The sequence below is a fragment of the Burkholderia sp. AU4i genome (assembly GCF_000466765.1).
GTDB lineage: Bacteria > Pseudomonadota > Gammaproteobacteria > Burkholderiales > Burkholderiaceae > Burkholderia > Burkholderia cepacia.
This window is the reverse complement of sequence record NZ_ASSI01000063.1, coordinates 38673-51860: the sequence shown is the minus strand read 5'-3', so window position 1 is coordinate 51860 and position 13188 is coordinate 38673. Positions and strand designations below refer to the sequence as shown.

The 13188-nt window shown below is 67.7% G+C and carries 14 protein-coding genes; 8 read left to right on the top strand and 6 right to left on the bottom strand.

Features of this window, described 5'->3' with window-relative positions; genetic code table 11:
• Positions 1 to 38: 38 nt before the first annotated feature.
• Positions 39 to 1361, top strand: a complete 1323-nt coding sequence (locus L810_RS15280) for a TIGR00366 family protein (protein WP_021159188.1) — start codon at positions 39 to 41, stop codon at positions 1359 to 1361.
• A 58-nt stretch (positions 1362 to 1419) separates the two neighbouring features.
• Here L810_RS15280 and L810_RS15275 read toward each other — a convergent pair whose 3' ends face one another.
• From L810_RS15275 to L810_RS15260, 4 genes are all read right to left on the bottom strand, one after another.
• Complete coding sequence (locus tag L810_RS15275) at positions 1420 to 2748, bottom strand: MFS transporter (RefSeq protein WP_021159187.1); 1329 nt, start codon at positions 2746 to 2748, stop codon at positions 1420 to 1422.
• A gap of 223 nt (positions 2749 to 2971) precedes the next feature.
• On the bottom strand, positions 2972 to 3904 hold the full coding sequence (locus L810_RS15270) for a 3-keto-5-aminohexanoate cleavage protein (protein WP_021159186.1): 933 nt from the start codon (positions 3902 to 3904) through the stop codon (positions 2972 to 2974).
• 35 nt (positions 3905 to 3939) lie between these two features.
• Entirely contained in the window at positions 3940 to 4746 is an 807-nt protein-coding gene (locus tag L810_RS15265; RefSeq protein WP_021159185.1) for an SDR family oxidoreductase, read from the bottom strand.
• Between the two features lie 73 nt (positions 4747 to 4819).
• Complete coding sequence (locus L810_RS15260) at positions 4820 to 5530, bottom strand: GntR family transcriptional regulator (RefSeq protein WP_021159184.1); 711 nt, start codon at positions 5528 to 5530, stop codon at positions 4820 to 4822.
• 115 nt (positions 5531 to 5645) lie between these two features.
• On the opposite strand from L810_RS15260, the gene L810_RS15255 reads away from it, so the two are divergent.
• Entirely contained in the window at positions 5646 to 5828 is a 183-nt protein-coding gene (locus tag L810_RS15255) for a hypothetical protein (protein WP_021159183.1), read from the top strand.
• Positions 5825 to 6277: a type VI secretion system amidase immunity protein Tai4 gene (locus tag L810_RS15250; protein ID WP_042974858.1), complete on the top strand. Its 453-nt coding sequence runs from the start codon at positions 5825 to 5827 to the stop codon at positions 6275 to 6277. Before L810_RS15255 ends, L810_RS15250 begins: the two co-directional genes overlap by 4 nt.
• Positions 6278 to 6331: 54 nt before the next feature.
• Here L810_RS15250 and L810_RS15245 read toward each other — a convergent pair whose 3' ends face one another.
• Positions 6332 to 7123: an IclR family transcriptional regulator gene (locus tag L810_RS15245; RefSeq protein ID WP_021159181.1), complete on the bottom strand. Its 792-nt coding sequence runs from the start codon at positions 7121 to 7123 to the stop codon at positions 6332 to 6334.
• 159 nt (positions 7124 to 7282) lie between these two features.
• Here L810_RS15245 and L810_RS15240 point away from each other — a divergent pair, with 159 nt between their 5' ends.
• The 5 genes from L810_RS15240 (at position 7283) to L810_RS15220 (ending at position 11674) form a co-directional block, all read left to right on the top strand.
• Positions 7283 to 8059 (top strand): ABC transporter substrate-binding protein, encoded by a 777-nt coding sequence (locus L810_RS15240; protein ID WP_021159180.1) that lies wholly within the window; start codon positions 7283 to 7285, stop codon positions 8057 to 8059.
• 88 nt (positions 8060 to 8147) lie between these two features.
• Complete coding sequence (locus tag L810_RS15235) at positions 8148 to 8804, top strand: amino acid ABC transporter permease (protein ID WP_021159179.1); 657 nt, start codon at positions 8148 to 8150, stop codon at positions 8802 to 8804.
• Entirely contained in the window at positions 8801 to 9556 is a 756-nt protein-coding gene (locus L810_RS15230) for an amino acid ABC transporter ATP-binding protein (protein ID WP_042974856.1), read from the top strand. Before L810_RS15235 ends, L810_RS15230 begins: the two co-directional genes overlap by 4 nt.
• Entirely contained in the window at positions 9553 to 10863 is a 1311-nt protein-coding gene (locus L810_RS15225; RefSeq protein WP_042974854.1) for an NAD(P)/FAD-dependent oxidoreductase, read from the top strand. The genes L810_RS15230 and L810_RS15225 overlap by 4 nt, the downstream gene beginning before the upstream one ends.
• 79 nt (positions 10864 to 10942) lie before the next feature.
• On the top strand, positions 10943 to 11674 hold the full coding sequence (locus L810_RS15220; protein WP_021159178.1) for a class I SAM-dependent methyltransferase: 732 nt from the start codon (positions 10943 to 10945) through the stop codon (positions 11672 to 11674).
• Positions 11675 to 11711: 37 nt separating this feature from the next.
• Here the strand turns inward: L810_RS15220 and L810_RS15215 are convergent, their stop codons facing one another.
• Positions 11712 to 13130 carry a cytochrome-c peroxidase gene (locus L810_RS15215; protein ID WP_042974852.1) on the bottom strand — a complete coding sequence of 473 codons (1419 nt, stop codon included), beginning with the start codon at positions 13128 to 13130 and terminating at the stop codon, positions 11712 to 11714.
• Positions 13131 to 13188: the final 58 nt, after the last annotated feature.

The following is a 13188-nucleotide window of genomic DNA, read 5'->3' as shown; positions in this document are numbered from 1 at the left end:
ACGCGCGGACGTCCCTATCAGGAAACGAGGAGCTCAAGTTGATCCAGCGCATTTCCCGCTTTTTCACGCAGGTGGTTCACCGCGTGTTGCCCGACCCGTTGATTTTCGCGATCCTGCTGACGATCGTCACGTTCGCGCTCGCGTTCGGCCTCACGCCGAATACGCCTGCGCAACTCACGACGATGTGGGGTTCGGGTTTCTGGAACCTGCTCGCGTTCTCGATGCAGATGGTGATGATTCTCGTCACCGGTCACGCACTCGCGAGTTCGCCGCCCGTGAAGCGCATGCTCGTCGCGCTCGCGAGCACCGCGCGCACGCCGGGGCAGGGCGTGATGCTCGTCGCGTTCGTCGGCGCGCTCGCGTGCGCGATCAACTGGGGCTTCGGCCTCGTGCTCGGCGCGATGCTCGCGCGCGAAGTGGCGCGTCGCGTGGCCGGCAGCGATTACCGGCTGCTCGTCGCGTCCGCGTACATGGGCTTCCTGAGCTGGCACGGGGGAATGTCGGGTTCGGTCCCGCTCGTCGCGGCGACGAAGGGCAACCCGATGGAAAAGACCATCGGGCTGATTCCCGTGTCGCAGACGATCTTCACCGGTTACAACGCGTTCATCACGATCGGCCTGATCGTGATGCTGCCGTTCCTCGCGCGCCTGATGATGCCGAAGCCGGGCGACGTGGTCAGCGTCGATCCGGCGCTGCTGGCCGAACCGCCGAGCGTCGAGCGCCAGCTCGGGCCCGACGCGACGTTCGCGGAGCGGATGGAGGAGAGCCGTGCGTTGTCGGTGTTCGTCGCGGCGCTGTGTGCGGCGTTCCTCGCGCTGAAGTTCGTGCAGAAGGGCTTCGCACTCGACATCGACACCGTGAACCTCGCGTTCCTCGCGGCCGGCATCCTGCTGCACCGTACGCCGATGGCCTATGCGCGCGCGGTGGCCGGCGCGGCGCGCGGTGCGTCGGGGATCATGATCCAGTTCCCGTTCTACGCGGGCATCCAGGCGCTGATGGATCATTCGGGGCTCGCGGGCGTGATCACGAAGTGGTTCGTCGATATCGCGAACGTGCATACGTTCCCGCTGCTCGCGTTCCTGAGTTCGGCCGTGATCAATTTCGCGGTGCCGTCGGGCGGCGGCCACTGGGTCGTGCAGGGCCCGTTCGTGATGCCGGCGGCTCAGGCGCTCGGTGCCGATCTCGGCAAGGCGGCGATGGCGATCGCGTACGGCGAGGCCTGGACCAACATGGCGCAGCCGTTCTGGGCGCTGCCCGCGCTGGCGATTGCCGGGCTCGGGGTGCGCGACATCATGGGGTACTGCGTGACGACGCTGCTGTTCTCGGGTGTCGTGTTCGTCGCGGGGATGTATCTGTTCTGACGGCGTGAGGCGGGCGGGGCGGAGCCCGTCCCACGCCGGTCTGATTCCGGCCTGCCTTTCAGCCGCGCGACCGCACGTCGGCGCGCTCGTGCCCGTGACGCAACGCGAGGCTCGCGAATGCCGCGACGACGAGCGCGGCCGCCAGCAGCGTCAACCCGTTCTTTGCATTGCCGGTCGCCTGTTCGATCGCGCCGACGACGGTGGGCCCGACGAAGCCGCCGAGCAACCCGCAGGTATTCACGAGCCCGAGCCCGCCGGCCAGCGCACTGCCGGCGAGCCGCGACGCCGGAAACGTGAACACGATCGACTGCACGACGAAGAACATCGACGCGGACACGCACACGCAGAGCAGGCCCGCCAACGGTGACGCATGCGCGGCGCCGACCATCCCGGCCGCCATGATCGCGAGCCCCGCGCACAGCATCCGCCGCGAATGACGCGACTCGCGTGCGAAGCGCGGCAGCGTCCCGGCCCCGAGCGCGGCGGCGAGCCAGGGCAGCGACGTCAGCAATCCGACCGCGACCGGCGACAGACGTCCCGACGCGCCGATGATCCCCGGCAGGAAGAAGATCACCGTGTAGATGGTCAACTGGTGGCAGAAGTACACGAAGATCGCGAGCCAGATCTGCGGGTCGCGCAATGCGGCGCCGAACGCGTGGCCGCCGTGCGCGGCGACGCCCGCGTCCTGTTCGGCGGCCAGCTTGCGCTCGAGCGCGCGGCCGGTTTCCGGGGCGAGCCACGGCGCGGCGCTCGGACGGTCCGGCAATCGTGTCCACACGACGAACGCGAGCAGGATCGCCGGAATGCCCTCGACGACGAACAGCCATTGCCAGCCGTGGAAACCGAGCGTGCCGTCGAGTTCGATCAGTGCACCGGCCAGCGGCCCGCCGACGATATTCGCAATGCACACGCCGAGCAGGAAATAGCCGGTGGCGCGCGCACGCTCCTCCCGGCCGAACCAGTACGTCAGATACAGCATCACGCCGGGAAACAGGCCGGCTTCGGCCACGCCGAGCAGCAGGCGCATCACGTAGAACGACGTCTCGCCGCTCACGAACGCCATCGCGACCGACAGCGCGCCCCACGTGATCATGATCCGCGTGATCCAGAAGCGTGCGCCGACGCGATGCATGATCAGGTTGCTCGGGATCTCGAAGAGCGCGTAGGTGAGAAAGAACAGCCCTGCGCCGAGCCCGTACGCGGCCGATGAAATGCCGAGATCGACGCCCATCGAATGTTTGGCGAACGCGATGTTGGTGCGGTCGAGAAAGCTGATCACATACGCGACGATCAGCAGCGGCATCAGTTTGCGGAACAGCAGCCGGTTCAGCGACGTGTTCGCGTCGGTCGCGGCGGACGACAGGGCCTGAGCGTGATGAGTGGACATGCGGACGACTCCGGTAAGGGCGAACCGGCGCGCACGGCAAGCACGGCGCGCCGCGTTCGGCAAATGCCGCTGCGAGGCACGCAGCGGATGGGCAGGCGACGGAGCCGCGCCGGCGGCGCTCGAACGGAGCGGGGCGATCAAGGGCGTCCTGGCGCCGGCCGGCTCGGGCCGGCGCCTTGTCACTGCGCTTGCGGATGCGGGTGTTCGGGTGGCGACCCGGCGATCAGAAATTCACCGCGTCGCCGCCCTTGAGCGCGAGCATCGCGCGCGCCTCGGCCGGTGTCGCGATCTCGAGCGACAGGCCTTCGAGCACCTGCCGCATTTTCAGGACTTGCGCGGCGCTCGATTCGGCGAGCTTGCCGGGCGCGATCCACAGCGAATCCTCGAGCCCGACGCGCACGTTCGCGCCTTGCGCGGCGCCGATCGTCGCGAGCGGAATCTGGTTGCGGCCCGCGCCGAGGATCGACCACACGTAATCGCTGCCGAACAGGCGGTCGGCCGTGCGGCGCATGTGCATCAGGTCTTCCGGGTGCGCGCCGATCCCGCCGAGCAGGCCGAACACGCTTTGCACGAAGAACGGCGGTTTCGCGAGCCCGCGATCGACGAAGTGCGCGAGGTTGTACAGATGCGAGATGTCGTAGCACTCGAATTCGAACCGCGTGCCGTTCGCGCCGCAGCGCGTGAGGATCGTCTCGATGTCCGCGAACGTGTTCTTGAACACGAGATCGCGGCTTTTCTCGAGATGTTCCCGTTCCCACGGATGCTTCAGCTCGCGGAAGCGCTCGAGCATCGGGTACAGCCCGAAGTTCATCGAGCCCATGTTCAACGACGCGACCTCGGGCTGGAAATGCAGCGCGGGCTGCAGCCGTTCGTCGACCGTCATGTGCGGGCTGCCGCCCGACGTGAGGTTGATCACCGCGTCGGTCTGCGCCTTGATGCGCGGCAGGAATTCGGCGAACACGGCCGGATCCTGGGTCGGCTTGCCGTCGGACGGGTTGCGTGCGTGCAGGTGCAGGATCGCCGCGCCGGCCCGTGCGGCCGCGACCGCGGCGGTTTCGATTTCGTGCGGTGTGACAGGCAGGTACGGCGACATCGACGGCGTATGGATCGCGCCGGTCGGCGCACAGGTGATGATGACTTTGCGAGCGTTTGCCACGGATGGATTCCTTTCGATGAACGATGCAGGACGCGTCAGAGCACTTCGACGTTGCCGCAGACGGAGATCGCCTGCCCGGTGATTCCGTGCCCGCCCGGCGAGCACAGGAACAGCGCGGTCGCGGCGATTTCGGCCGGATCGGTCATGCGCCGCAGCGAGATCTTCTCGAGATAGCGCTGCTCCATGTCGTCGTAGCCGATGCCGAGCTGCTGCGCGCGCGCCTCGATCACGCGGCGCATCCGCGGGCCGCGCACGATACCGGGCTGGATCGCGTTCACGCGGATGCCGAGCGGCCCGAGTTCGATCGCGAGGCTCTTCACGAGGCCGACCACCGCCCATTTGGTCGCCGCATACGGCGAGCGGAACGCATAACCGAGCCGGCCGGCGACCGACGACAGCGCAATGATCGCGCCGCCGTGTTTCGACTCGCGCAGCAGCGGCACCGCGTGGCGCGCGAACTGGAATTGCGCGTTCAGGTTGATCGCGACGGTTTGTTCCCACTGCACGGGGTCAATTTCGTCGATGCCGCCGGTCGGGCCGGCGATACCCGCGTTGTTGACCAGCACGTCGAGGCCGCCGAGCCCGGTCGACACGTCGGCGAACACGCGCTCGACCGCGGCCGGGTCGGATACGTCGGCCAGCGTCGCGCTGATCGCGCCGGCCGCGGCGCGCGGCGGACGGTCGGCGAGCGCCGAGATCGCGGCCTGCGACGCGTCGCACACGTGGACACGCCCGCCGCATTCGGCGAACGCGTCGGCGATTTCGAGGCCGATGCCCGACGCGCCGCCCGTCACGAGGACGCGCAGGCCGTCATAGGGTTTCAGCAGGTCGGAAGCTGTCATGCCGGGTTGTCTCCATCGTTGGTGTAGTCGGATTGCGGCCGCTCGCGATTCGGCGGGTCGAGGCGGGCGGCGGCTACGGTTTCGCGTTCACGGTCCGCGGTGTCTGTTCGGCCCGCAGCGTCTCGGCGAGATCGTGCGCGGCGCCGCCGATGTCGAGCGCGATGCCGGCCCGCACGCCCGCGCCGTCGCGTCGCTCGAGTGCATCGACGATGGCGCGGTGCGCATCCATCGAGCGCCGCATGTGCGGGATGTCGAGCGCGACCATGTTGAGGAACGGGCCGACGCGCATCCACAGGTTCTCGACGATCGCAAGCGTGTTTTCGCTGGCGCCGTGCGCGTAGATCGCGCTGTGGAACGCAAAATTGCTTTGCAGGTAGGCGCGCGAGCGGCCGGCCTCGACGTGTGCCTGCATCGTCTCGCAGGTCTTGCGCACGACCGCGATCTGCGCGTCGGTCATCCGGGCGCACGCGCGCTCGGCGATGCAGCCTTCGAGGGCGATCCGCACGTCGCGCAGTTCGTCGAGCATGTCGAGCGTCATCGGCGGAACGACGAGCGCGCGATTCGGGCCGTCGACCAGCGCGCGTTCGGCGCGCAGCCGCGTGAGCGCGGCACGCACGGGCATCGTCGACGAGCCGACCGCCTCGGCGACGCTGCGCAGGCTCAACGCCTGACCGGGCGCGAAGCGGCCGCTCATCAGCGCTTCGCGCAGTTGCTGGTAGACCTTGTCGGCCATCGTTTCCTGTTCGATGGCTTTCAGTGCGGGCGGGACGATACGGGGCGCCAAGGCGGGTTCTCCTGGGATTGATCTGCGATCTGTGATCACACTGACGATGTGCGAAGTTTTGTCGATCGAGGCGGCGGAGTCAAGGCGAACGGGATCGGGGAAAACGAGGGGGTGGGTGGACGAAGCGGCCGGCGGCGACAGTCGGCAATACTTTTCCGCGTCGGGGTTTGATCCGATCTTCGAGGCGCGGCTGGGGATGGCGGTGGAGTCGAGCATCCAGAGCCGCAGCCATGGTCACTTCAACGAACCGGGCACGCGGTATCGTACCGATCGCGCAAATTTTTGGAGCCTGTCATGAGGGGAGTCCGGATCGCTGCCGCGTTGGCGTGCATCGCGTTTCAACCGGCGATGGTCGTGGCGAAGGACGCCGCACAGGCGGCGCCTGAGGCAGGCTCACGAACTTATTTCCAGAACTTCAAGGACATGGTGCTTGCGGAGTGTCTGGCTACCGCATACAAGCAGGCGCCCGGCGCGAGCAAGGACATCGGTAGCAGCACCAGCGCGTTGCGTGACTGGACCTACTACGACATGGAACGTGCGCCGGATGTCATTCACGCGCTGGTCGCGAAGTATCTGGCCCGTGACTATCGAAATCCGGTTGTCGAATCTGAAGTCAGGGACGTGAAGTTCGACTTCCTGAAGTGCATCGATCTGTATCACGGCAAGGAACTGGACGTTGCAGCGAAGCAACTCGTATCGCGCCCGAACCGTACCTACCGGACCGAGCATTCGCCCAAGCCGCAGTAGCGATCGAACGCCGTTGCGCCATGCAACGGCGTGCCGTGTGCCGTTTCGCCGACGCTACTCAAGCGTCCGTATCGAATTGCTGATCCCGCGCGCACAGTCGATCACCGCCGGCGCGAGCTTGCGGCGCGCGTCGTCGAACGTCCAGCGGCTCGTCGGCGCGACCACGTGCACGGCCGCGACCGGCTGCCCCTGGCTGCCGAGCACGGGCGCCGCGATCGACATGTCGCCGATAAACAGTTCTTCCTGGTTGGTCGCGTAGCCTTCGCGCCGCGCGCTGTCGAGCAGCGCGACGAGATCGTCGAGTGCCGTGACCGTGCGCGGCGTATGCGGCGTGCGCGCCATGCCGTCGAGCCGTGCGCGTGCGTCGTCCGGCGGCAACGCGCTCAGGAACGCGCGGCCGCTGCCGGTGCAGTACATCGGGATGCGGCTGCCGATCGGCATGTGGATCGGCACGAACTTGGTCGACACGAAACGCGCGACGTACACCATTTCGTCGTCGTCCGGCTCGGTGAGGTTGGTGGTTTCGCCGGTCACGTTCGTGAGCTCGGACAGGAACGGATTCGCGACGTCGATCAACGTGTCGGCGGCGAGATAGTTGAAGCCGATCCGCATCACGTGCGGCGTGAGCTGGTAACGCCGCGTGACCGGATGCTTGCGGATGTAGCCGAGCTTCTCGAGCGTATAGACCATCCGCTGCGCGGAGCTTTTCGTCATCCCCGCCGCGTCGGCGACTTCCGCCAGCGTCATCGTGCGCCGCTTCGCGCTGAACGCGCGCAGCACGTTCAGCCCTTTTTCCAGCGACTGGTTGAACAGCAGATCGTTTGCTTGGTCGGGCGACGTTTCCATGGCGAGGAGCGGAATCGATTCGATATTGCATCATAGCGTATCGAATATCGATACGCAAAAATCTATTTGCGATGTTTTTGATTCGTTTTAAGATCAAGCCATCGTCGCAGTGTCGATCAGCGACCGGCCGGCGCCCGGATTATTCGAGAAGGAGTCACCATGGTTCCGTTCATCAAGCGGTTCGGCGCACTGGCCGCCGGTTTCGCCGCCTGTATCGCCCTCTCCACGGCTTCGGCGAGCGCCGTTGCTGCCGAGCCGACGCTGAAGGTCGGCGCGACGGCCACCGGCGTGCCGTTCACGTTTCTCGACGTCAAGAGCAATTCGATCCAGGGGATGATGGTCGACGCGATCACGGCAGCCGGGAAGTCGGCCGGGTTTCGCGTCGACGTGCAGCAGACCGTGTTCTCGGCGCTGATCCCGTCGCTCACCACGCAGAAGATCGACATCATCTCGGCCGCGATGCTGAAGACGCCGGCGCGCCAGCAGGTCGTCGATTTCTCCGACACCGTCTACTCGTTCGGCGAAGGCCTGATCGTGAAGGCCGACGACCCGGGCCGCTATACGTCGATGGACGATTTCAAGGACCAGGTGGTCGGCGCGCAGGTCGGCACGGCGTTCGTCGATGCGCTCAACAAGAAGGGCATCTTCAAGGAAGTCCGGACCTACGATTCGATCGCCGACATCATGCGCGACGTCGCGCTCGGGCGCATCAAGGCCGGCTTCGCCGACCAGCCGATCGTCGCGTACCAGATCGAGCACGGCGTCAATCGCCAGGTGCGGCTCGTGCCGGAATACCAGAGCGTCGTGAAGGGGCAGGTGTGCTTCATCGTGCGCAAGGGTGACACCGCGACACTCGAACAGCTCAACGGCGCGATCCGCAAGATGAAGAGCGACGGCACGCTGCAGCAGATCCTGCAGAAGTGGCACATGAGCTGAGCGTCGGCATTCGATTCCCGACCGGCATCGCCCGCGCGTCGCGGGCATTCCCGGCGGCAGGCCGTCCTGCCGTCGCATAGGAGACCTCATGTTTTTTCAGAATGCGATCGATTTCCTGCCGATCCTGCTGAAGGGCGCGGTGGTCACGATCGAGATCACCGCATGCGCGTTCGTGCTCAGCTCGGTGCTCGGGCTGATCCTCGCGTTGATGAAGGTGTCGCGCAATCGTGCCGTCTCGACGGCCGGCAGCACGATCGTCAACGTGATCCGCGGGCTGCCGATCATCGTGCAGCTGTTTTACATGTACTTCGTGCTGCCTGATCTCGGCGTGCAACTGTCGGCGTTCCAGGCCGGCGTGCTCGGCCTCGGCATCGCGTATTCGGCGTATCAGGCGGAGAACTTCCGCGCGGGCATCGAGGCGATCGACCACGGCCAGATCGAAGCCGCGCACGCGATCGGCATGCGCGGCCCGATGATCATGCGGCGCGTGGTGCTGCCGCAGGCGTTCCGCATCGCGCTGCCGCCGTACGGCAACACGCTGGTGATGCTGCTGAAGGATTCGTCGGTCGCGTCGACGATCACGGTCGCCGAGATCACGCGCGCCGGCCAGCTGATCGCGTCGTCGACGTTCCAGAACATGAGCGTCTACACGCTCGTCGCGCTGCTGTATCTCGCGCTTGGCCTGCCGCTGATGTTCGGCGTGAACCGGCTCGGCAAGCGGCTCGCACTGAGGAGGGGCGCATGATCCGGATCGATTCCATCCATAAACGGTTTCAGCAGCACGCGGTGCTGAAGGGCGTGAGCCTCGACGTGCAGCAGGGGGAAGTCGTGTGCCTGATCGGGCCGTCCGGTTCCGGCAAGTCGACCGTGCTGCGCTGTATCAACGGCTTCGAGACCTATGACGAAGGGGCGATCACGATCGACGGCGTGAAGGTCGACGCGCATTCGAAGCGGATCCACGAACTGCGGATGCGGGTCGGCATGGTGTTCCAGCGCTTCAACCTGTTCGCGCACCGCACGGCGCTCGAGAACGTGATGGAAGGGCCCGTCCACGTGCGGCGCATGCCGGCCGCGCAGGCGCGCGAGCAGGCCCGCGCGCTGCTCGACAAGGTCGGGCTTTCGCACCGGATGAATGCGTATCCGTCGGAGCTGTCGGGCGGGCAGCAGCAGCGCGTCGCGATCGCACGCGCGCTTGCGATGGAGCCGCAGGCCATCCTGTTCGACGAGCCGACGTCGGCGCTCGACCCCGAACTCGTCGGCGAAGTGCTCGGCGTGATGCGCGGGCTCGCCCGCGACGGGATGACCATGGTGGTCGTCACGCACGAAATGGCATTCGCACGCGAGGTGGCCGACCGCGTGTGCTTCCTGCACGACGGCACCATCTGCGAAAGCGGACCGGCGCGCGATGTGCTCACGCAGCCGACGCATCACCGCACGCAGGAATTCCTGCGCCGCCTGCTGGCGTCGGACGGCGCCGACCACCCGGATCGATCATGAGCGCAACGAACGCGGCACCCGGATGGCCCGACGCGCAGTGGCCGGATTCGCTGTGGGCGGCAACCGCCGCGCCGGCGCCCGATACGCCCGCGCTCGACGCGTCCGTGTCGTGCGACGTGGCGATCGTCGGCGCGGGTTTCACGGGCCTGTCGACCGCACTTCATCTGGCCGAACGCGGCGTCAACGTCCGCGTGATCGACGGCGCGCAGCCGGGCTGGGGTGCATCGGGCCGCAACGGCGGGCAGGTGATTCCCGGGCTGAAATACGATCCCGACGAACTGGTCCGCCGGTTCGGCGACGAGGCCGGCGAACAGCTTGCCGGCATCGTCGGCGGCGCGGCCGACACGGTATTCGACCTGATCGCGCGACACGCGATCGACTGCGATGCGCGACGCCACGGCTGGATCCAGCCGGCGCCGACCGCCGCGATGCTCGACACGGTCGCACGTCGCGCGCAGCAATGGGCCGCGCGCGGCGCGCCGGTCGACGTGCTTGGCCGCGACGAAGTCGCGCGTCGACTCGGCACGCATGCCTACGCGGGCGGCTGGATCGATCGCCGCGCGGGCAGCGTGCAACCGCTCAGCTATACGCGCGGCCTCGTGCGCGCGGCGCAGGCGAGCGGGGCGGTCGTGCATGGGTCGACCCGCGCCGTCGGGCTGACGCGCGCCGACGGCCGCTGGCGGATCGCGACGTCCGGCGGCGCGACGCTGTCGGCCGAACGCGTCGTGATCGCGACCAACGGCTACACGGACGGGCTGTGGCCCGGCTTGCGCCAGTCGGTGATCGCCGCGAACAGTTTCATCGTCGCGACGGAACCGCTCGCGCCGGAGCTTGGCCGCGACATCCTCGCTGGCGGCGAGGTTGCATCGGATGCGCGGCGCCTGCTGCTGTACTTCCGGCGCGATGCGGCCGGGCGCCTGCTGATGGGCGGCCGCGGCCCGTTCGCCGACCCGCGCGCGGCGAGCGACTGGCGCCACCTCGAACGCGCGACGACGCTGCTGTATCCGCAACTGAAGGACGTCCGGTTCGAATACCGCTGGGCGGGGCGCGTCGCGATCACCGCGGATTTCCTGCCGCACGTGCACGAGCCCGCGCCGGGCGTGACGATCGCGCTCGGCTACAACGGCCGCGGCATCGCGATGGCGACGACGCTCGGCAAGCACCTGGCCGCGCATCTGTCGGGCGATGCGCAACTGCCGCTGCCGTTCCGGGTTACGCCGATCCGCCCGATCCCGTTGCACGGGTTGCAGCGCTTCTATATCGCGGCCGGGGTCGCGTGGTATCGGCTGCTCGACAGCCTGTCCTGACGTCGGCGCGAGGGCGGGTCGCCAGCCGCCGTCGGATCGGGCAGAATCGGCCTGCCCAGTCTCCACCGACGGATGCCGCATGACCGACCCGAACGAACCGTCCGCCCGCCGCGTGTACGCGAGCTTCGCGCAACGCTACGCGGACATCGCGCCGACCAAGGCGCACAACGCGCTGTACGAACGGCCGGCCGCGATGGCGCTGCTTGGCGACGTCGACGGCCTGACGGTGCTCGACGCCGGCTGCGGCCCCGGCATCTGCAGCGAGCACCTCGCGCGCCACGGTGCGACCGTGCACGCGTTCGACATCACGCCCGAGATGGTCGCGCTCGCGAAGGCGCGTTGCGCGGGGCTCGCGGTCGACGTCGCGGAAGGCGATCTCGCGGCGCCGCTCGACTGGCTGCCCGACCACGCTTTCGACAAGATCCTGTGCTCGCTTGCGTTCGACTACGTGCGCGATCTGACGCCGACGCTGCGCGAATTCAGACGCGTCGCGCGGCCGGGCGCGACGCTGGTGTTCTCGATGGCGCATCCGATGCGCGACTGGATGGACGAGCGCACGCGCGGGGACGGCACGTACTTCGATACGAGCCGTTTCGGCTTCCATTGGTCGGGCTTCGGCGAACCGAAACCCTACGTCGAGGCCTGGCGCCGGCCGCTCGCCGACATCCTGAATGCGCTCGCCGACGCCGGCTGGCATCTCGACCGTTTCGTCGAACCGACACCGCTACCCGAGATGAAGGCCGTATCGGAGCGGCTCCATGCGGAACTGTCGCTGGCGCCGGCCTTCCTGTGCATCCGCGCGCGCCGCTGACGAACACGGCGCGCACGGCAACCGATAGCCGGGCCCCTCAACGCGCCGGCTCGTCGTTCAGCGTGCCCAGAAACGCTTCGATATCCTTGATGTCCTGCGCCGTCATCGCAGGCTTGTCGCCCGGCTTGCGATCGAACGGCGCATCGGTCACGTCGACGTTCGCGCGGTATTTCGGCGGAATGTCGTCGTACTCGTCGACCTTGCCGTCCGCGCCGCGCGAATAGAACTTCTGCGGCGAGATGCTGCGCTCGTTGTAGAACGCCATCACCTGGTCGAGCGTGTGGAACACGCCGTTGTGGAAGAACACATGGCGCGTCGCCGCGTTGCGCAGCGTCGGCGTGAGAAACATCCCGCAATACTGCGTCTGGTCCTTCAGGTCGTCGCGGAACGGCCCGCATACGCCGAGATCGTAGAACGCCGGGTTGCGGTTCTGCGCGAGTTGCCGGTTGCGCGGCGCGCCGAGCGCCTCGTACTGGTAATCGGTAAACATCGGCGGCAACCCGTCCTTGCCGGGCTTCGACAGGTGGCAGCCCGCGCAATTCGCCTTGTCCGGGTCGTTGAACAGGCGCAGCCCGCGCAGTTCGGCCTGCGAGAGACGCGCGCGGCCTTCGAGCCAGCGATCGTACTTGCTGTTGTACGGGTGGAACGACGGATCCTCCACCTGATAGCGCGCGATCGCGAACATCGCTTCCGACACCGCGAGCTGCGGGCTGTCGAACACGCGCGCGCCGAACAGTTTCTCGAACTGCGCGCGGTGCGACGACTGCGCGAGCTTGCGCGCGACGTCGCCGACGCTCGCGTTCGCCATCTCGACCGGATTCAGCAGCGGGCCGAACGCCTGCTGCTGCAGCGTATCGGCGCGGCCGTCCCAGAACATCCCGCCCTGCGGCACGAGCTGCGGCGCGGCCGACGTGCCGGCCACCTTCTGCGCCTTCACCACGCCGGCGGCCGAAGCGGCCTGCTGCGCGACGCTCGGTGCGGCGTCGTTTTCACCGGCGTCGGGGCCGATGCTGAAGTTCGGCTGGCGGTACAGGTACATCAATGACGGCGGCGGGCGATACCCCTGCTGCGTCATCGCGAGGCCGCCCGGCTGCACGTCGAGCGCGTTCGGCGGGCCGTACGCATGATCGGGGCTGTGGCACGACGCGCACGACTGCTTGCCCGACGCGGACAGCGACGGATCGGCGAACAACGCGCGCCCAAGCTGCGCGACCGCCGACAGCGGCTGCGCGGCGGGCCGCTGCAGCACGACCGGATGCGGGTTCGCACCCGTCCAGTCGGCGACGACGGTGCCGATCGCCGCCGGTACCTGCGCGGGAAACGCGATCGCGAACGCGCCGTAGCCGAGCACGGCGGCGCCGATCACGAACGCCGCGCGGCGCAGCAGGCGGGAAGGGGCGCGCGGCGCGGTGGTGCCGGAGGCTTCGGGAGACGGGAACGCGGGGCGAGCTGTCATGCTGTCGGTCGGAAATCGGGCGCCGCACGAAGCGGCGCGTTGAACGGAACAAACGGAA

What these genes read in the sequence shown, in the direction of transcription:
- L810_RS15215 (WP_042974852.1), bottom strand. Translation starts at nt 13,130, where the DNA reads ATGACAGCTCGCCCCGCGTTCCCGTCTCCCGAAGCCTCCGGCACCACC.
- L810_RS15275 (WP_021159187.1), bottom strand. Translation starts at nt 2,748, where the DNA reads ATGTCCACTCATCACGCTCAGGCCCTGTCGTCCGCCGCGACCGACGCG.
- L810_RS15240 (WP_021159180.1), top strand. Translation starts at nt 7,283, where the DNA reads ATGGTTCCGTTCATCAAGCGGTTCGGCGCACTGGCCGCCGGTTTCGCC.
- L810_RS15220 (WP_021159178.1), top strand. Translation starts at nt 10,943, where the DNA reads ATGACCGACCCGAACGAACCGTCCGCCCGCCGCGTGTACGCGAGCTTC.
- L810_RS15245 (WP_021159181.1), bottom strand. Translation starts at nt 7,123, where the DNA reads ATGGAAACGTCGCCCGACCAAGCAAACGATCTGCTGTTCAACCAGTCG.
- L810_RS15265 (WP_021159185.1), bottom strand. Translation starts at nt 4,746, where the DNA reads ATGACAGCTTCCGACCTGCTGAAACCCTATGACGGCCTGCGCGTCCTC.
- L810_RS15225 (WP_042974854.1), top strand. Translation starts at nt 9,553, where the DNA reads ATGAGCGCAACGAACGCGGCACCCGGATGGCCCGACGCGCAGTGGCCG.
- L810_RS15230 (WP_042974856.1), top strand. Translation starts at nt 8,801, where the DNA reads ATGATCCGGATCGATTCCATCCATAAACGGTTTCAGCAGCACGCGGTG.
- L810_RS15250 (WP_042974858.1), top strand. Translation starts at nt 5,825, where the DNA reads ATGAGGGGAGTCCGGATCGCTGCCGCGTTGGCGTGCATCGCGTTTCAA.
- L810_RS15235 (WP_021159179.1), top strand. Translation starts at nt 8,148, where the DNA reads ATGTTTTTTCAGAATGCGATCGATTTCCTGCCGATCCTGCTGAAGGGC.